Origin of the sequence: Streptomyces sp. NPDC006430, from assembly GCF_040612395.1 — a bacterium.
Taxonomy (GTDB): Bacteria; Actinomycetota; Actinomycetes; order Streptomycetales; family Streptomycetaceae; genus Streptomyces.
Window position 1 is genome coordinate 270,589 of record NZ_JBEXQA010000001.1, and the last position, 18,264, is coordinate 288,852.

Annotated in this window: 17 protein-coding genes; 9 read left to right on the plus strand and 8 right to left on the minus strand. The window is 72.4% G+C overall.

The features are described from left to right. Positions 1–36: 36 nt before the first annotated feature. The 5 genes from ABZZ20_RS01295 to ABZZ20_RS01315 form a co-directional block, all read right to left on the minus strand. Entirely contained in the window at positions 37–621 is a 585-nt protein-coding gene (locus ABZZ20_RS01295; RefSeq protein ID WP_356865455.1) for a hypothetical protein, read from the minus strand. Continuing rightward, complete coding sequence (locus tag ABZZ20_RS01300; RefSeq protein ID WP_356865456.1) at positions 618–2,231, minus strand: serine/threonine-protein kinase; 1,614 nt, start codon at positions 2,229–2,231, stop codon at positions 618–620. The genes ABZZ20_RS01295 and ABZZ20_RS01300 overlap by 4 nt, the downstream gene beginning before the upstream one ends. Before the next feature lie 121 nt (positions 2,232–2,352). Further along, positions 2,353–3,609: a Tm-1-like ATP-binding domain-containing protein gene (locus ABZZ20_RS01305; RefSeq protein ID WP_356866115.1), complete on the minus strand. Its 1,257-nt coding sequence runs from the start codon at positions 3,607–3,609 to the stop codon at positions 2,353–2,355. Positions 3,610–3,657: 48 nt separating this feature from the next. Then, positions 3,658–4,146, minus strand: a complete 489-nt coding sequence (locus tag ABZZ20_RS01310; protein WP_356865458.1) for an NUDIX domain-containing protein — start codon at positions 4,144–4,146, stop codon at positions 3,658–3,660. 84 nt (positions 4,147–4,230) lie between these two features. Then, positions 4,231–5,259: a cation diffusion facilitator family transporter gene (locus tag ABZZ20_RS01315; RefSeq protein ID WP_356865460.1), complete on the minus strand. Its 1,029-nt coding sequence runs from the start codon at positions 5,257–5,259 to the stop codon at positions 4,231–4,233. A gap of 151 nt (positions 5,260–5,410) precedes the next feature. Between ABZZ20_RS01315 and ABZZ20_RS01320 the strand changes: the two genes are divergently transcribed. The 3 genes from ABZZ20_RS01320 to ABZZ20_RS01330 are packed head-to-tail and all read left to right on the plus strand — an operon-like array spanning position 5,411 to position 9,464. Next, the gene (locus ABZZ20_RS01320) at positions 5,411–7,771 is read left to right on the plus strand and encodes an FHA domain-containing protein (protein WP_356865462.1); all 2,361 of its coding nucleotides are present in this window, start codon (positions 5,411–5,413) and stop codon (positions 7,769–7,771) included. A 5-nt stretch (positions 7,772–7,776) separates the two neighbouring features. Then, on the plus strand, positions 7,777–8,457 hold the full coding sequence (locus ABZZ20_RS01325) for a hypothetical protein (RefSeq protein ID WP_356865464.1): 681 nt from the start codon (positions 7,777–7,779) through the stop codon (positions 8,455–8,457). Then, on the plus strand, positions 8,457–9,464 hold the full coding sequence (locus ABZZ20_RS01330) for a serine/threonine-protein kinase (RefSeq protein WP_356865466.1): 1,008 nt from the start codon (positions 8,457–8,459) through the stop codon (positions 9,462–9,464). Before ABZZ20_RS01325 ends, ABZZ20_RS01330 begins: the two co-directional genes overlap by 1 nt. A 116-nt stretch (positions 9,465–9,580) precedes the next feature. Here the strand turns inward: ABZZ20_RS01330 and ABZZ20_RS01335 are convergent, their stop codons facing one another. Then, positions 9,581–10,885 (minus strand): streptophobe family protein, encoded by a 1,305-nt coding sequence (locus ABZZ20_RS01335; protein WP_356865468.1) that lies wholly within the window; start codon positions 10,883–10,885, stop codon positions 9,581–9,583. A 150-nt stretch (positions 10,886–11,035) separates the two neighbouring features. Between ABZZ20_RS01335 and ABZZ20_RS01340 the strand changes: the two genes are divergently transcribed. Together ABZZ20_RS01340 and ABZZ20_RS01345 are read left to right on the plus strand one after the other, a co-directional pair. Further along, complete coding sequence (locus tag ABZZ20_RS01340; RefSeq protein WP_356865470.1) at positions 11,036–12,295, plus strand: DUF6777 domain-containing protein; 1,260 nt, start codon at positions 11,036–11,038, stop codon at positions 12,293–12,295. 185 nt (positions 12,296–12,480) lie between these two features. Continuing rightward, positions 12,481–14,598 carry a SpoIIE family protein phosphatase gene (locus ABZZ20_RS01345; RefSeq protein WP_356865472.1) on the plus strand — a complete coding sequence of 706 codons (2,118 nt, stop codon included), beginning with the start codon at positions 12,481–12,483 and terminating at the stop codon, positions 14,596–14,598. A 13-nt stretch (positions 14,599–14,611) separates the two neighbouring features. Here the strand turns inward: ABZZ20_RS01345 and ABZZ20_RS01350 are convergent, their stop codons facing one another. Beyond that, positions 14,612–15,385 (minus strand): DUF4328 domain-containing protein, encoded by a 774-nt coding sequence (locus ABZZ20_RS01350; RefSeq protein ID WP_356865474.1) that lies wholly within the window; start codon positions 15,383–15,385, stop codon positions 14,612–14,614. Positions 15,386–15,685: 300 nt separating this feature from the next. Between ABZZ20_RS01350 and ABZZ20_RS01355 the strand changes: the two genes are divergently transcribed. Next, positions 15,686–16,120 (plus strand): hypothetical protein, encoded by a 435-nt coding sequence (locus tag ABZZ20_RS01355; RefSeq protein ID WP_356865476.1) that lies wholly within the window; start codon positions 15,686–15,688, stop codon positions 16,118–16,120. 203 nt (positions 16,121–16,323) lie between these two features. Here ABZZ20_RS01355 and ABZZ20_RS01360 read toward each other — a convergent pair whose 3' ends face one another. Continuing rightward, positions 16,324–16,875 carry a hypothetical protein gene (locus ABZZ20_RS01360; protein WP_356865478.1) on the minus strand — a complete coding sequence of 184 codons (552 nt, stop codon included), beginning with the start codon at positions 16,873–16,875 and terminating at the stop codon, positions 16,324–16,326. A gap of 145 nt (positions 16,876–17,020) precedes the next feature. Here ABZZ20_RS01360 and ABZZ20_RS01365 point away from each other — a divergent pair, with 145 nt between their 5' ends. From ABZZ20_RS01365 to ABZZ20_RS01375, 3 genes are read left to right on the plus strand one after another with little or no spacing between them, the layout of a single operon-like run. After that, complete coding sequence (locus tag ABZZ20_RS01365) at positions 17,021–17,470, plus strand: hypothetical protein (RefSeq protein WP_356865480.1); 450 nt, start codon at positions 17,021–17,023, stop codon at positions 17,468–17,470. Positions 17,471–17,499: 29 nt separating this feature from the next. Further along, positions 17,500–18,000, plus strand: a complete 501-nt coding sequence (locus tag ABZZ20_RS01370; protein ID WP_356865482.1) for a hypothetical protein — start codon at positions 17,500–17,502, stop codon at positions 17,998–18,000. A 2-nt stretch (positions 18,001–18,002) separates the two neighbouring features. Next, positions 18,003–18,197 carry a hypothetical protein gene (locus ABZZ20_RS01375; RefSeq protein ID WP_356865484.1) on the plus strand — a complete coding sequence of 65 codons (195 nt, stop codon included), beginning with the start codon at positions 18,003–18,005 and terminating at the stop codon, positions 18,195–18,197. The last annotated feature ends 67 nt before the right edge of the window (positions 18,198–18,264 follow it).

Sequence of the window (18,264 nt, forward strand, 5' to 3'; positions counted from 1 at the left end):
GGGCCACCCCCGCGGACGGGGCACCCGTACGGGTTCCTACGGCTGGCGGGCGCAGCGGTACGTGAACTGCGCCGCGGCGGTGCGCTGCCCGGGCGACAGCAGCTCGACCCTGGCCTCTGCCGCGTAGGTGCCGCGGCCCTGGAAGGTCCACAGCAGGTGCAGCCGGGCCTCTTCGTGCCCGCGCGGCACCCGCTCGGTCAACTGCTCCGACCGTGTGCCGTCGCTGCGCACCCACCGGTACGTGAGGGTCCCCGGACGCCCGTTGGTCCGTACGACGGCCACCACGTCGGCCGTCGCGTCGCAGCCGGGACCCTGTGGATCGGCGATCGCCACGCTCACGTCCCGCACCTCGAGGGCCGGGCCGTACCGCTGCCAGGCCAGGTAGGCGAGCACCGCGAGCAGCACGACGGCGGCCAGGGTGTACCGGCGCCATTCGCCCAGCCGCCGGCGCCGTACCGGTGTGGCGACCACCGGGAACGGAGCGGGCATGGCCGCGGTCACCCCGGGCCCGAACCGCATGACCGACCCCTCGACCCGGTCGGGCACGGCCTCCTGCGGCTGCGGCGGACCGCTGAACCAGTGGCTGCCCAGGACGGTGGCGCTGTAGTCGTCGTCGCTCATGAGATCGTGCACCGCCTGATGAAGACCTGGGCCGTCGAGGAACCGTTACCGGCGGCGGGCTTGGTGGTGGCCCGCACGCCCCAGTAACAGCCCCGGCCGGAGAAGGTGTGCGCCTGGCCGAGCGACACCGCGGCGCCCGGCTGGTAGATGAGGGTGTCCGGTGAGCCGTCGGGCGTGCCGAGTTTGCCCGCCGCGTCACCGGTGAACCACTCCAGCACCACCGTCACCGGGCCCGTGCCCTTCGCCTCGACGGTGACGGTCGCCTGGCCGACCCACGACCCCGTCTGGCGGATCGTGACGGACACCGCCCCGACGACCACCGTCGGCTTCGGCGAGGGCGGCGGGGTGGTCGGCGGCTTCGTCGTGGGCGGGGTGGTCGTGGGCGGCGCCGACGGCGAGTAGCTCGGGCTCGGGGTGAGCGAGGGCGAAACCGACGGGGAGGGGGAGGGGGAGGGGGACGGGGAAGCTGACGGGGACGGCGTGGTCGAAGCGCTCGGCCCCTGAGCCGGCGTCGGGCCCGTACCGGAGGGGCTGGCGCTGGACGTCGCGAACGCGTTCAGCGCCGAGGCCCCGCCGGGCTCCGCGCCGGCCGCACTGTAGGTGAGCGCGGCCACCGCTCCCAGGACCAGCGCCGCGCCGGCCGCGATCAGGCCGCGCTTGCCGGGGGCCCAGCCGGAGCCGTTGCCGAGGGAGGTCGTCGCCACCGCCGTGGTCCCGGAGGCCGGGGCGCCGGCGGAGGGGAACAGCAATGGCAGCAGCGCGGCCAGTGCCGCGAGCTTGCGCTGCCCGCGCTCCTCCCAGTCCGGCCCGTAGGCGGCCAGCGCCACGCCCTCCAGCTCCGTCACGAACGCCTCGGCGTTCTCCGGCCGCTGCTCGGGGACCTTGGCCAGACCCCGACGGATCAGCGGGCGCACCGGCTCGGGCGCCTCGGTCTCCGGTACCGGCGCCTCTATGTGCTGGACGGCGAGCTCCGCGAAGTTCTCCCCGGCGAAGGGCTTGCGCCCGGTCAGGCACTCGAAGAAGGTTGCCGTCGCCGCGTACACGTCGGCCGCGGGCGAGGCCGGCCGGCCTTGCCACTGTTCGGGGGCCATGTAGGCGGGCGTGCCCGCCACCCCCGGCGTGGTGCCGCGCCGGGCCGCGATCCCGAAGTCGACCAGCTTCGAGGAGCCGTCCGCCGCCACCAGGACGTTCTCGGGTTTGTAGTCACGGTGGACGACGCCGGCCCGGTGCGCCGCGGCCAGGCCCAGCAGCGAGCCCTTGAGCACCACCAGTGCGGCCTCGGGGTCGGCTTGCCCGGCCTGCTTCAGCAGGGCGCGCAGGGAGATCCCGTCCACCAGCTCCATCACGATGGCGGCGCCGCCGGGCGAGTCCGTGTGCTCGACGTATTCGTACATCCGAACCACGTACGGCGTGTCCAGTCCGCCGAGCAGTCGGGCCTCGGCCCGGAACTCCCCGACGAACGCCGGGTCCTCGCGCAGCCGGTCGCTGAGGTACTTCACCGCGACCGGTGTGCCCGTGGCCTCGTGGACGGCGAGGACCACCCGGCCACTGGCGCCCGAGCCGAGCTCCCGGACCTGCGCATAGCCGGGCACCGTCCACACGTTCTTCATCGTCTGCCCCCGTCCGTGGCGTCACCGAGTTTCGAGCGCGGTCACGCTCCGACCGGCCACACCCAGGGACACGTTTCCGCCACGGCTGGTTCCCAACCCTGCGGGGTATTTCACAGGGCGGTTACGCCGCGGCCCGCGCCGCGCCGATCATGGCGTGCAGCCGGTCGGCCGCCGCCCGCCCGAAGGCCGGGTCGTTGATGTGGGTGTCGTAGTCGTAGAGGCGGGCGGTGCTGCCCCGCAGCCCCTCGCGCAGCGCCGTGAACAGGGCCCGGTCCGCGGTGGGGTCGTAGTACGGGCCGCCCGGCGCACCGAGCGTGGACAGGCCGCGCAGCGGGAGGCAGACCGCGGTGGGCCCGGTCGCCGGGCGGAGTTTCGCGGCGATGCGGCGGCCGAGTTCCGTGCACTCGGCCTCGGTCGTACGGATCACCGTGATGGACGGGTTGTGTACGCGGACCCGCCGGTAGCGGACCCGTTCGGGCAGCGAACCGGGCGGCCCGAACTTCACCATGTCCAGCGCTCCCAGGCTCACCACCTGCGGGATCCCGGCCCGCCCGGCCGCGCTCAGCCGGTCGGGGCCGGCCGTCAGGATGCCGCCGCACAGGTCGTCGGCGAGCTCGCTGAGCGTGAGGTCGAGCACGCCCGCGAAGATGCCCTGGCCGGCCAGGGTCTCCAGGGTGCGTCCGCCGGTGCCGCTGACGTGGAAGACCAGCACCTCGTAGCCGAGTTCGGTCATCCGCTCGCGGGCGGCGTCCACGCCGGTCGTGGTGACGCCCGCCATGCTCGCCGCGATGAGTGGACGCGAGCCGGCTCCCAGCCGGGCCGGGCGGCGCAGCTCCAGGGAGGCCCGTTCGAAGGCCTTGGCCATCCCGGCAGCCGCCTCCACCGCGTTCGCCAGGACCGGCGCCGAGATGCTGTTGATCCCCGCGATGTCCACCACGCTGTACATCATCGTGATGTCCGAGGATCCGACGTACGGGGCCACGTCCCCGGACGCCATGGACGAGACCATAAGCTTCGGCACGCCCAGCGGCAGTGCGCGCATCGCTCGGGTGGCGATGGAGGTGCCGCCGCTGCCGCCGATGGCGAGCACCGCGTGGAGCCGGCCCTCGGCGTGCAGGCGCAACAGCGTCGCCTCCGCGCCTTCGGCCATCGTGGTCACGGCCGCGCCCCGGTCGGCGTCCGCGCGCAGGTGTGACAGTTCCGTTCCCGCTGCCCGGGCCACCTCCTCGCGCGGCACATCGGCGGGCACCCGGGGTTCGCCCATGATCCCCGCGTCGACCATGATCACTTCGACGCCGGTGCGCAGCAACCCCTCGCGCAGCCAGCCGTACTCGACACCCTTGGTGTCCAAGGTTCCCACCAGCACGACGCTCGTCATATGTGCAATGTCCATGCAGCTGGGGTTTGTTGGCAAGTCAAGGTCGAGTCAACCCTCCAGTAGCCCCAACAGCCTCTCCAGGAAAGGAATCTGAGAGAGAATCAGCTTCTTTCTGGCCACGGAGGGAGCGAACCAGGCCACCCGGTCCAGTTCGGGGAACTCCTCCGTCCGACCCGATCCCGGGGGCCACTCCATCGTGAACGTCCCGGGCGCCATCAGCGTCGGATCGAGGTCCGCCCGCACGGCCCAGATCGTGACCAGCTTGCCGCCGGGAATCCGCAGCTCGCCCAACGGCAGGTACGGGCCGTCCGGCGGCGGCAGGCCGATCTCCTCGGTGAACTCGCGGCGGGCCGCGTCGAGCGGGGCTTCGTCCGCTTCGTACTCGCCCTTGGGGATGGCCCAGCCCCCCTCGTCCTTGTGCTCCCAGAACGGGCCGCCCATGTGGCCGAGCAGCACCTCGACGTCGCGGTCTGTAGGGGCGGTCGGTCCGGGGGCCGTGCGGAACAGGAAGAGTCCGGCGCTGCGCTTCTGCGTCATGCGTCCATGTATGCCCCGCGAGCGCGCGTGCCAGCGCCGCGATCCGCGGTCAGCGGCCGGTGGTCGGCCGTCCGCTGCCGGCGGTCAGTGGTCGTGCGGGCCCTGCCGGTGCACCGGCCCGTGCGCGTCCGCGCAGTGCGGATCGGCCGGGTCCTCGCCCGGGCGGCCGACCGTGAGCAGGGCCTCCTGTGCATGGTCCACCTGGAGGGTGGTGTGCGTGATCCCGTACTCCTTGTCCAGCAGCCGCTCCAGGTCGCGACGTACGGCGTGGCAGTCGCCCGCCGGCTCGACCAGGACGTGCGCCGACAGCGCCGCCTGCCCGGAGGTGATGGTCCAGATGTGCAGGTCGTGGACCTCGGTGACGGGCGGGTGTCCGGCGAGCCGGTCACCGACCTCGTCCGGGTCCAGATGGGCCGGGGCGGCCTCCAGGAAGATCCGGCCGGACTCGCGGACCAGCCCGTAGCCAGCCTTGACCATCAGCACCACGACCACGAGCGTGGCGATCGCGTCGGCCTGGACGAACCCCGTGGTGAGTACGATCAGGCCGGCCGCGGCGGTGCCGATGAAGGCGAACAGGTCGTTCAGGATGTGCTGGTAGGCGCCCTCGACGGCGAGCGAGGAGCGGTTCGCCTTCGAGATGCACCAGGCGGCGGCGATGTTGACGACGATGCCCGCGAGCGCCGTCGCGAGGACCAGCCCGCCCGCCACCGGCGGCGGGTCGACCAGCCGCCGGACCGCCTCGTACGCCAGCCAGAGCGCGAGCAGGAGCAGGGTGAGGCCGTTGGCCTGGGCGGAGAGTATCTCCGCGCGCTTGAGGCCGTATGTGAATCCGCCGCGCGCCGGGCGGGCCGCGAGCCGCATCGCGATCAGGGCGAGGACGATCGAGACGGCGTCGGTGAGCATGTGGGCGGCGTCGGAGATCAGCGCCAGCGAATGGGCCACGACGCCGATGGCCACCTCGACCGCCATGAACGCGCCGATCAGGCCGAGGGCGATGGCCAGCCAGCGCCGGTCGGCATCGGCGGAGACGCCGTGACTGTGCCCGCCGTGGCCTCCGTGATCGTGGCCGGCGGCAAGGCCGCGGTCGTCGTGCGCGTGATCGTGCCCACTCATGGCGTCCCCCGTGTGTTCGGTTCCGACGCGTGAAGTGAAGCGCACCGTCAGGCAATGGGCAAAGGCTGCAACGGGGACCGTTGTCATTACCCATAAGAGGTCGCTGACCTGCGGTTATGCTGGCGCGGTCGGATCGTGGGAAAATCTGCTCATGGCCCAGCGCCCCGGTGTGCCGACCGCACCCGAGCTCGTCCTGGAAACCGACACGGGCACCACCGCGATCAGCCCGGGCCGGACGTACCACGTCGGCCGGGACCCCCTCTGCGAGATCTGCCTCGACGACGCCCGCGTCTCCTGGCACCACGCGATCCTGCGCCCCGAAGGCGACCACTGGACGGTGGAGGACGAGAACAGCACCAACGGCACCTGGGCCGACGGCCACCGCATCCACGAATGGAGCGTCGGCGCCGGCAGCGAACTGCGCTTCGGTAGCGCCTCCGACGGCCCGCGCGCGCTGCTCCTCGGCCCCGCCCCGACCGGCACGCCCGTCGGCTCGCGACCGTCATCGGTTTCCAACCCGTCCCTGACCGGTACCTTCCGCCAGCCGACCACCGTACGCCCGCTGCCCGCCCGGACCGCCGTCCGCATCGGCCGGGCCCCCGAGAACGACCTCGTCATCGACGACCTCGTCGTCTCCCGCCGGCACGCCGAACTGCACGCCCTCGCCGACGGCAGCTACGAGATCGCCGACCTCGGCAGCCACAACGGCACCTTCCTCAACGGCACCCGCATCGAACGCGCCCCGGTCGCCGAGGGCGACATCATCGGCATCGGCCACACCGCCCTCTGCCTCGTCGGCGACCAGCTTCAGGAGTACGTCGACACCGGCGAGGTCTCCCTCGATGTCCAGGACCTCTCCGTCGCCGTCGACCACGGCCGCAAGACCCTCCTCGACCGCGTCTCCTTCCCCGTGGGCGCCAAATGCCTGCTCGCCGTCGTCGGCCCCAGCGGAGCCGGCAAGTCCACCCTCCTCGGCGCCCTCACGGGACTGCGCCCCGCCGACCACGGCACCGTCGTCTATGACGGCCGCGACCTCTACCGTGACTACGCCGAACTGCGTAGCCGCATTGGCCTCGTGCCCCAGGACGACATCCTGCACGCGCAGCTCACCGTCCGCCGCGCCCTCACCTACGCCGCCGAACTGCGCTTCCCACAGGACACCGCCCCGGCCGAACGGCAGGCCCGCGTAGACGAGGTGATCGGCGAACTCGGCCTCCAGCAGCGCGCCGACCAGCCCATCCACAGCCTCTCCGGCGGCCAGCGCAAACGCGTCTCCGTCGCCCTGGAACTCCTGACCAAGCCCTCCCTGCTCTTCCTGGACGAGCCCACCTCCGGCCTCGACCCGGGCATGGACCGCTCCGTGATGCACATGCTGCGCGGACTCGCCGACGACGGCCGCACCGTCATCGTCGTCACCCACAGCGTGCTCAGCCTCGACGTCTGCGACCGGCTGCTGGTCCTCGCCCCGGGCGGCCGGATCGCGTACTTCGGGCCGCCCGAGGAAACCCTCGACTTCTTCGGGTTCGCCCAGTGGCCCGAAGCCTTCGAAGCCTTCGAGAACCAGCAGGGGCGGGACTGGGCGGGCGAGTACCGCCGTTCCCCGCAGCACCGCACGTACGTACGGAACGCCACGCGGCAGCCCCGCGTCGGCGGGGACCACGTCGAGCCGACCGGCTTCGTCGCCCCGCCGCCCAAGGCACAGAGCTGGGGCTCGCAGCTCTCCACGCTGATGCGCCGCTACGCCGCCGCACTCAGCGCGGACCGCACCTTCCTCGTCATCATGATCGCGCTGCCGTTCGTCATGGGTGCGATGGCCCGGGCGCTGGCCGGCAACACCCTCACCGCGGAGACCGCGATCAACGCCCTGCTCATCCTGTGCGTCGGCGGCGTGCTGACCGGCGCCGCCAACGCCGTGCGCGAGCTGGTCAAGGAGCGCGTCATCTACCAGCGGGAGCGGGCCGTCGGACTGTCCAGATCCGCCTACCTGATGTCCAAGGTGATGGTGCTCGGCGCCATCACCGTCGCCCAGGGTGTGGTGCTGACGCTCGTCGGACTGTTCGGTGTGGACCTCAACGCACCGGACGGGAAGGGGGTCCTGCTGCCCCCACTCGTCGAAATCACCATCGCGGTGGCCCTGTTGTCCTTCACCGCGATGATGCTCGGCCTGCTGGTGTCCGCCCTGGTCAGGAAGGAGGAGGTCACCATGCCCCTGCTGGTCCTCCTCGCCATCGTCCAGGTCGTCTTCTGCGGTGCCCTGTTGCAGCTGGACGGCGTACCGGTGATCGGGCAGCTGGCCTGGCTGGTGCCCTCCCGTTGGGCACTCGGCGCCATGGCCGCCACCATCGACCTGGGTGCGATCGTGCCCGGGAAGCTCACCGACGACCCGCTCTTCGCACACAGCGTCGGCGTGTGGCTGCTGGACCTCGGGATGCTGGTGGCGCTGTCCGTCCTGTTCGGGGTGCTGGTCGTACGGCTGCTGCGCCGCCACGAGCCCGCGATCATGCGGAAGTAGGCGCGATGACCAGCTTGCCCGGGCCCGTCGACTTCCACCCCTCCCACGTGGTCCCCCCGGAGGGGCTGCCCGCCTGGGAGGAGCCCGACACGTCCCGCCAGACGGTGTCCCTGGACCCGTTCTTGCCCGTGCAACTGCTGTCCCGGCGCGGGGAGTGGGGCGAGATCCTCTGCGCCAACGGCTGGTCGGCCTGGGTCGACGGCCGGCTGCTGGTCGCCGTGCCCCAGCCGCCGCCGACCGGCGGGCGACCGCTGACGCGCACCGAGGACCCTCTGCCCCTGCTCGTGCGCAGCGCCGAGGCCCTGGACCGCTACCGGCGGGCCGCCGAGGAACTCGCCTCGGGGCGGGGGGACACCGAGGCCTTCCGGCGGGCGACCCGGGGGCTGCGGGTCGGGATCGTGGTCGACGCAGAGTCCGTCTGGCTGTACGAAGGGTCCAGCGGACGGTGGATGTACGGAGACGGGACCCGCCTGATGACGTACGCCGTCGGCGCGAGCCCGGGGGACCCGGCCGCGCAGGAGCCGTACGCGTCCCCGGAGCAGCGGGAACCGTCGCACGTGGCGGAGGCGGGGCACGCCGAAGGGGCCGACATACGGCCGGACACGGCGCAGCGCCCACCGGCCGGCCCGGAAGCCGGGCACGAACCGACGCGGGTCGTGACGCCGCCGGAGAGCGGAGGACGGTGATGACCGCCGAATCCCTGGGCGGGCGGCCGTCCGACCTGCGGGGCAAGCAGATCGCCGGCTACGTGGTGGAGAGCGAGATCGGCCGCGGCGGCATGGCGGTCGTCTACCTCGCGCGGGACCTGAAGCTGGACCGGCGGGTCGCACTGAAGCTGCTCGCGCCGGAACTGGCCCGCAACGACGTATTCCGGCAGCGCTTCGCCCACGAGTCGAAGGTCGCGGCAGCCATCGACCACCCGCACATCGTGCCGGTCTTCGAGGCGGGGGAAACCGACGGGCTGCTCTACATCGCGATGCGGTACGTACCCGGGCAGGACCTGCGCGCGATGCTGGACCGGACCGGGCCGCTGCCGGTGGAGACCGCCGCCCGGATCGCGGGCCAGGTGGCCTCGGCCTTGGACGCGGCGCACGACCACGACCTGGTGCACCGGGACGTGAAGCCGGGCAACATCCTGGTCGCGGCGGGAACGGACAGCGAACACCCCGAGCACGTGTACCTGACGGACTTCGGACTGACGAAGAAGTCGCTGTCGCTGACCGGGTTCACGAGCGTCGGGCAGTTCGTGGGCACCCTGGACTACGTGGCGCCGGAACAGATCTCCGGGAAGCCGGTCGACGCGCGCTGCGACGTCTACAGCCTGGGGTGCGTCGTGTACGAGACGCTGACCGGGAGCCCGCCCTTCCAGCGGGACGACGACATGGCGTTGCTGTGGGCCCACCAGTACGATCCGCCGCCCCCGGTGAGCGCGCGGCGGCCCGATCTGCCGGAGGCGGTGGACGAGGTGCTGGCGAAGGCGTTGGCCAAATCGCCGGACGACCGGTGGAGCAGCTGCCTGGAGTTCACCAGGGCGCTGCGCCTGGCGGGAGCGCGAGCGGGCCCCGTGCCCGGCGAGGTCGCCCCGCGGCATCCGCCGACGAGGCTGTCGGTGGAGGCCCCGGGCCGCGACCCGGAGCCCGTGCCCGAGCCACCGCGCTGGGCGGCTCCGGTCTTCCGACCGCGAGGGCGGTGACGTCCACGGGTGCGTCGGGGCGGTCGGCTGCGGGAGCGCGGGAGCGCGGGACCGCGCACGGGCACGGCCAGGTCACTACGTACGGGCACGGCCAGGTCAGGCGGGGTCAGGCGAGGTCACCGGTCACCGGTCGACGACCGCAGGCTGTTCCTCGACTCCTCGACGAGACCGCGGCGGTGGATCGGGCGGGCCAGCAGGGCGCCGAGGAAGCCCGCGAGCGCGCCCCAGAGCAGGGCGAGGCCCACGTTGCGCCACAGCACGGGGCTGAGCTCCACCTTGGCGCCCAGCCCGCCGACGTCACCGATGCCGAGCAGGGACAGCCCGAACCGGGCCTGGAGGGCGGCCAGCAGGCACGTCGTCAGGGCGGCGAGGGCGAGGGCCACGCCCAGGTGCAGCGCGTGCTGCCAGGGTCGGACGTGAGCGGGGGAGCGTACGGCTGCCACGAAGCCCGCGCCGAGCAGCAGCGCGGCGGCCACGACCACCAGCCACCAGGCCCGGGAGTCCCGCTGCGCGAGCGAGGCCACGTCTACCGTGGACAGGTCGGGTCCGCGCAGTACCTGGTCCACCAGCCGTGGCATCGGTAGCCCGAACGGACCCTCGACCTTGCCCTCCCAGGCTCCGCCGAGACCCAGGGTGAGCGCGGGCCAGGCGAGGTTCGGCAGGCCGAGCAGGATCACGGCGAAGGTCCGCGACGCGTGGCCCTGCGTGGCGGCCACCACCAGACCGACGCCGACGCCGAGGACGACGTACGCGAGGAGCAGCGCCACGGTGGCGAAGGCGGCGGGCCGCACCGCTGCGTGGAAGCGGACCAGCTGGGTCGGGAGCGGTGCGCGACGCGAGATCAGCAGGGCGATCAGCAGCAGGCCGAGTATCCAGAGCAGTCCGAACAGGAGCGTCGCCGGGACCGCGGCCCGGAAGCCGACCGTCGGGGCGGAGTCGAGGAGTTCGCCGATGTCCCCCAGAGGGGAGTCGCCGGTGGAGATGCCGAAGGTCTGCCGGGCGAGGAGCGCCGTGCCGGTCAGGGCGAGCAGCCACAGCACGACCAACGGGACCGCGTGGGCCAGCAGTTCGCGAGGCCGGGCCACGGCCCGGTTGTGCAGGGGGCGCAGGAAGAGGGAGCCGACCGCGAGCGCGCCGGCGAGGCTGACCGAGAGCGGGAGGAAGGACAGGCTCGCGTCGGCCTCGGCCAGGAAGCCCGCCCCGCCGGTCACCTCGACCGTACCGCCGGCCGCCATCACGACGACCGCCGCGACCACCCGGGGGAACGCGCCGTCCGGCAGGTCCGTCGCTCCTGCACAGGCCAGTCCCGCCGCGGAGACGGCGATCATCGCCACGAAGCCCGCCACGACGGCGACGAGGGCGTCGCGCCATGCCCGCGCGGAGCCCTCGGATGTCGACCTTGGTGACGACGGACTGCTCACGGTGCCACGGTAGGCACGCTCGGCTTGCGGCCACCATCTGAACGGCGCACACAATGGTCCGCAGGAGTGCAAGAAATCCGGATATTTCCGTACGAGAGCTGCGGAACGTCCACAGCGGACCGGAACTCCTCCGCCTGGGAAGAAGAGCCCGTGACCACGCAACCTTCCGGCCAGGAGCCGCAGCGGCCGACGCAGTCCTCGCAGCCGCCGCCCTCGGCCTCGCCGTCTCAGCCGTCCTCGTCGGAGCGGCCCACAGGTCCGCCGTCCGGCCCGCTCTCGGGCGGGCAGCAGGGGCCGCCGTCGGCCCCGCCGCCCGCTCCGCCCGGGGCAACGCCCCCCGGGCCACCAGGGGCCGGCGGCCCCTGGTGGCGGTCCGTTCCCCGGCTGGCCGTCGTGCTCGTGGCGGTGGCCGCCGTCGTGACCCTGGTCGTCGTGCTCACCAGGCCGAGCGGTTCCCCCTCCGCCCGTGGCGAGGTGTTCCTCCAGCCCGCCGCGGCCACCGGCCCGGCCCCGTTCACCGAGTCCACCGCTACGAAGGAGGCCACTCCCGTGCCGCCGGCCCCGCCGTCGTCCACGCAGAGCGCGGCGCCCACCGCGGCCACCCGCAGCGTCAGCGGTTCGGCGCCCGGCCTGTACGGCGGTACCAAGGACGTGGCCAGCTGCGACGTGGAGAAGCAGGTCAGGGCGCTGTCCGCCGAGCCCGCCAAGAACGAGGCCTTCGCCGGTGCGCTCGGCATACGGTCGGCGGCCGTGCCCGGCTACCTGCGCTCGCTCACCCCCGTACGGCTCATGGTGGACACCCGGGTCACCAACCACGGCTACAACGACGGCAAGGCCACCCCGTACCAGGCGGTGCTCCAGGCCGGGACGGCGGTGCTCGTCGACGGCCGGGGGGTGCCGCGGGTGCGGTGCGCCTGCGGGAACCCGCTCGGTGCCCCGGTGGCGCTGACGGCCGAACCGAAGCGGCACGGGCAGCCCTGGCCCTCGTACCAGCCGTCGAAGGTGGTGGTCATCGCACCGTCGCCGACCGTCATCGAGAAGTTCGTGATCTACGACCACCACGACCGGCGGTGGTACGAGCGTGACCGGGGAGCCCATCAGCAGGGCAGGCACGACAAGCCCGTGGCGCCGCCGGTGTTCCCGACCCCGCCGGTCACGCCGACGCCTCCCTCCCCGGCGACCTCTTCGCCCCCGCCGACGCATCCGACCCCGCCGGTCACCTCGTCCTCCCCGGTGGAGTCCCCGGCCACATCTCCGGCCGAGTCCCCGTCGACGTCGCAGTCCGAGTCGTCGTCCGCGCCGCAGTCCGCGCCGCAGTCCGAGTCGTCGTCCGCGCCGCAGTCGTCGTCGGCGTCCACGTCCGGTTCCCCTTCCGGTTCCCCGTCGGGGTCCGTCACTCCGTCCGCCTAGGGTCTGGCGTCCCCCTCCGAGCCCCCGTCCACGGAGACGACGGTCCCGCCTTCCTCCGTGCTGGAGCCGACCTGAGAGCGCATTCACCCGCCCCCGGGTCGGAACCGACCACCGGTCGCGGGGGCCGCATCCCCGCCGGGAGCCTTGTGCGGGCGCCCGTCCGGGAACGGTGAGACCCTGACTGCATGGCCGAAAGGGGAGCGAGTCCCGAGGTCGACTGGCCCGCGCAGCCGGACATGAGCCTCGCGCTCAATCGCATGGGCACTTTCGACTGGGACCTCGACAGTGGGCAGATGCATCTGGACCCCACTGCCCTGGAAGTCCTGGACCTGCGCCCGGAGGAGTTCAGCGGAACACCCGACGGGTTGCGCGAGCGGGTGCCGCCCGCCGAGGCGGCCCGGCTCGACGCACGGGTCGCCCAGGCGCTCAAGGACGGCCGGAGCCATTACGGGGCGTACGTCCGCACCAGGGGACGGGACGGCACTGCGGTCTGGGCCCACATCCAGGGCCACATCCTGCGCGAGCCGAACGGCCGCCCGTACCGGATCATCGGCATCCTCCGCGACGCGGCCCACGACCCTGGGGAGCCCGGCGCAGGTGGGGAGCAGGTCGAGGGGCGGCGCCGGATGACCGGCGTCGTCGAGCGGACCAGCGCGATCCTGGCCCACGCCCGCACCGTCAACGACGTGACCGACGTCCTCAAGGACCCCGAGGCGCTCGGTCACCTCGGTGCCGTCAGCGTGATGCTCGGCATCGTCGAGGGCGGCCGGATCCACCTCGTCGCGGAAGGGCAGCTGGGTTCGTACGTCCCGGAGATCGAGTACACGCGCATCGACGCGCAGTTCCCGATGAGCGAGGCCGTACGGAACCTGCAGCCGGTCTTCATCGCCTCGCGCGAGGAGTTCCAGCGGGGCTATCCGGAGCTCTGGCCGTACATCGAGCCGCTCGCCGTGCGCAGCGGCGTGTACCTGCCGCTGATCGCCCAGGGCCGCGCCGTCGGGGCGCTCGGGCTGCTCTACACGAGGGAAGGCGACTTCACCACCGAGGAGCGGAACCTGCTCGTCGCGCTCGGCAGCGGCCTCGCGCAGAGCCTGCAGCGCGCCATCCTCTTCGAGCAGGAGCATGATCTCGCGGAGGGACTCCAGCGGGCCATGCTGCCGCGCCGGATCCCGGAGGTGCCCGGCGCCCGGATCGCCGTGCGCTACCGGGCCGCCGGGATGGGGCGGGACATCGGCGGCGACTGGTACGACGTCGTTCCCCTCGGCGAGGGCCGCGTCGGAGTGATGATCGGTGACGTGGAGGGGCACGACACGGACGCCGCCGCCGTCATGGGGCAGCTGCGGATCGTCCTGCGGGCCTACGTAGCCGAGGGGCACACACCCGGTACGGCCCTGGCCCGGGCCTCCACGTTCCTGCGGGAGCTGGAGACGGACCGCTTCGCCACCTGCACGTACGCCCAGGTGGATCTGAACACCGGCACGGTCCAGATGGTCCGTGCCGGCCACCTCGACCCGGTGGTGCGGCGCGGCGACGGCAGCTGCCACCGCGTCCAGGCGGCCGGCGGACTTCCGCTCGGGCTGCCGCAGCGCGAAGAGTCGGGCACCGGCTCCGGCTATCCCGTCACCACCCTCGAACTGCACCCCGGCGACACTCTGGTGCTGTGCACGGACGGCCTGATCGAACGGCCCGACGGCGACCCCGGGGCAGGCATGCGGGAACTCATGGAGGCGGTCTGCAGCGGGCCCGTGGACGTCGAGGAACTCGCCGACGTCCTGTGCGACCTGATCGGGGACGCCGGTGGTGGGGACGACATGGCCCTGCTCGTGCTGCGCCGCCGCGGCACCCCTGCCCCGCGCGGCGCGGGCCCGATGCGGCTGCGGCTCACCCCGGGAGACCCGGCGGGCCCGGCGATGGCCCGCCACCTGATTCGGGCGGCAGTGGCCGCCTGGGGCGCCTGGGCGCGGGCCGATGAGATCGAACTGTCCGCGGACGAGCTGATCACGAACGCCCTCGTGCACACCGACGGTGGCGGTCACGTCAACGTACGGACGACCTCGGAGGGTCGGATCCGGGTCGAGGTCGAGGACTTCAGCAGCGCCCTGCCGCGCCGGCGCGAGGCGGGCGACTGGGCGGTCTCGGGGCGCGGACTGATCCTGGTGGACCAGCTCGCGGACGAGTGGGGCGTGGAGCCCCGGGGCAGCGGGAAGTGCGTGTGGTGCGAGTTCGCCGTCCCGGGGCACGCCGCGGCGCCCGGCCACCACGCCGCGGCGCCCGGCCACCACGCCGCGGCGCACGACGCCTGACGCCTGACGGGGGTCACACCGCCGCGTAAGGGCCCTGCGCCGCCTTGACGGCCTGCATGGCCGTCAGCCTGCGGACGAAGAGGATCGCGAGGACCGCGGCGGCGACGGTCAGGACGTCGGCGACGGCTCCCACGGTGGCCGCGTCGCGCAGGGCTTCCGGGGTCTCGGCCCGCGTGTACCGCTGGTTGAAGAGAAGGTGGAACAGCAGCGAGGCGATCCACATCGCCCACCAGGCGCCGATCGGAGCGGTGGAGACGTGGCGGTAGGAGCCGTCGGGTCCCCACTGGGTGCTGGCGTTCCAGATCTGCTTCGCGATCCGGAACGGGATGAAGAGGTTGCCGACCGGGACGAACCAGCTGCCGATGGCCCAGCCGCGGGTCTGATCGAACGCGTCGGGCTGGAAGGTCTCGCCGTTCACGCGCACGCGGTGGAACCAGATGATGAAGACGACCGCCGTGGCCAGCAGGGTCAGCCGCTGGAGGCCGCCGGCGAGCGTGGTCAGGTCGTCCGCCCGGTCGAGCGTGGCGTCGGCGACCTTCGACGGGTCCGTGAGCAGGCGCTGCATGAGTGAGAACAGGTACACGCCGGTGGCCGCCGAGAGCAGGTTGACCACGGCCGCGATCGAGAGCAGCACGGTGAGGGCGATCGCCAGAGCCTGCGGGGAGCGCAGCACGGGGACGCCGGGCGGCGGCCCGGGGTACCCGGGGTGGGGCTGCCCCGGGTGGGCCTGCGCCGGGTACGGGTGTTGGGGCGGAGCCGGCGGGCCCGGTGGAGCGTTGAAGGACATGCGGTGTGTACCCCCCACGGGAACGTATGACGTGCGAACGGATGGCCGCTGAGCTGCGGCGGACGTGCATCGAACCATGCCAGCCCGGCATGCCGCGGCAAAATCCTTTCTCCGAGCCGGGCGTGAGTCCCCGGTGACGGGGTGTGACGGCGCGTGCGGGCGGTCACGGACGCTCCGAGACGCGGGGTCGGGGCGCGGGCGCGGCGCGAGGTGAAGGAACCGTGGAGTGGCCAAGTCCCCTTGGCTTGCGCGAAGTTGCCATGCATATGATCAGCACCAGCCGACGGGGAGGCGCACGGGATGGCAGAGCACATAGGCCAGGAGCGGGAAGTGGGCCGCGCGGGCGGCGCGGATCAGCTGGTGGACATGCGGTTGAACCACGTGCCGCTGGACCCTTCGGGCTCGGGCGGCGGATCCGCGGACTTCGCTTCGACGCCCGCGGAGAAGAAGGCTGCGGCGGGCACGATCGAGACCGAGCTGGAGCCGAACACGAAGAAGGCCGCGGAACACGCGGACGACGCCACCAGCACCGCCCAGAAGGGCTTCGAGGGTTGGGAGACGTCCGCCGCCCTGAAGAAGGTGGCGGACACGTGGGACCAGCAGGTGAAGACCCTGATGGGCCGCCTGTCGGCGGAGAAGACCGCACTGCGCGGAGCCTCGGGTCTCTTCGTGCGCAATGACACCGGACTGGGCAACCAGTTCCTCTCGTCGCCGTCGAAGTTGAACGGGCTGTAAGGGGTTCGGGTGCTGAATTACCACGAGGTCATGACCACGGATCTGGGCCTCCTGACCACGGCCGCCTCCAAGTGGGAATCGATGGCGGGCGAGCTGAAGAAGGTCGAGACCCGCTACGGCGACTCCGTACAGAAGATCACCATGGGCCAGAACTGGTCCGGAGTCAGCGCAGGGACCGCTCATTCGAGTTTCGCGGCGACCCGCTACGAGTACTCCGCCGCGCAGGTCCAGGCCAAGGCATCGCCAGCCTGCTGCGGGAGGCCCACGAGAAGTTCACCGACCTCAAGAAGAAACTCGAAAGCGCGCGCGATGATGCGATAGCCGCCGGCATGACCGTCTCCGAGCAGGGAACCGTTGCCTTCGACTACGCCAAACTCACTCCCACCGAGCGCAGTGCCTACCACCACGACCCCGACGGCCAGGCCACCATCCGCGAAGCGGTCACCAAGTGGCAGCAGCACATCGACGACCGGGTCAAGGCCGTCGCCGAACTCGACCAGAACGTCAAGATCGCCCTTGAGAGCGCCGTCGTCGACAGCAACAGGGACGCTTTCGGCAAGGGCGCGGACGAAACGTTCAACGGGTTCAACGCCTACGCCGAGGGCGACTTGTCGAAGGTCAAGAAGCCGGACGAGGCCAAGACCGAGACGAAGACCGACGGCGTCACGGTGACCGGTCCCGCCGCAGGCTTCTCCGTCAGCGGCACCAAGTACGGCAAGGAGGGCTCGGTCAAGGCCTACGCCGACCTCTTCCACGCCACCGCGCAAGGATCTGAGACTTACGGGGGGGCTGAAGCTTTCCGGGATCGAGGACGTCTACGGGGGCGCCCGAGCCACCGCGAACTACGGCTTCACCGGCAAGGGTGTCGTCGGCAAGGCCGAGGCGTCCGCGGGCATACGGATGCTGGAGGAGGGCCGGGCCGAGTACGGGCCCGTCGGTGCCTACGGACGGGTCGAGGGGTTCGCCGGCGCCGAGGCCGGGGTCAGCGTCAAGGCGACCAAGGAGGAACTCACCGTCGGTGCCAAGGCGTTCGCCGGAGCCAAGGCCACCGCGGCCGGAGGCGTGGAGGTCGGCGGGATCGGCTTTGGTGGGACGGCCGAGGGATGGGCCGGTCCCGGCGCGGAGGCCTGGTGGGGCGTCAAGAAGGACGATTCCGGCGTCTGGAAGCTCGGCGGCAAGGCGGGACTCTCGCCCGCCTTCGGCGGCGCAGTGGGATTCGAGATCACCGTCGATCCCGACAAGGTGGCCAAGACTGCCGGCGACGTGGCCGATGTCCTCGGGGACGGGGCAGAAGCGATCGGCGATACCGCCGGCTCGGTCAAGGACACCGTCACCGGCTGGTTCGACTGATGTACGTTCCCCTGGAAGGAGGGCCCCACATGCTCACGTCACTGCCGGTGCCGATCGAATTCCGGCTGCCGGAAGGCTGGCTCCCGGCCGCGCCTGCGGACGAGGCCGACGTCCCGGGCGTGGCCTTCGCCGCGGTGCATCCGCATCCGGACGCCGGCTTCACCGCCAACATCACCATCGACGGCGGGTTCCTCGCGGACACGGAGACGCTGGCCGGGCTCGCCGACGCGTCGGTCGAGCGGCTGGGCCAGGTCGCACAGTCGGTGACGGTGGCCCAGCGCCGCGAGCTCGGCTCCGAGGACGCGCCCGCCCTGACCCAACGGGTGACCTTCTCGGCCGTCGCGGGCGGCGCGCGCCGCGACCTCGTCCAGTCCCAGGTGTACCTGTCCATGTCGGACGTCGAGGACCCCCACAAGCGGGCGGCGATCCGTCTGGCCCTGACCGCCACCGCGGCCCAGCACGACGCCGTCCTCGAAGACTTCCAGGACTTCGTGCGCTCGGTGCGCCCGGACACCGGGGCGGAGACGTAGCGATGGGCCGGCTGTGGGACAAGATGACCGGCACCCGGTACCCCGGCGGCGGGGTCGCACCGCTGACCACCCTGGAGGTCCGGACCGCCCTGTTCGCGCTCAACGGGCCGGACGTGCCGTTCCGCGTGCGCAACGGCACCCCGAAGGAAGGTGCCGAACACCGAGCCGGCCCTCCGTCCCACGGGGCGAATGGCTGAAACGCGGGCAAACCACGGGGCGTTCACGCCTTCGCGGCCCGGCAGCAGGGCCCGAGGGGCGATCCTG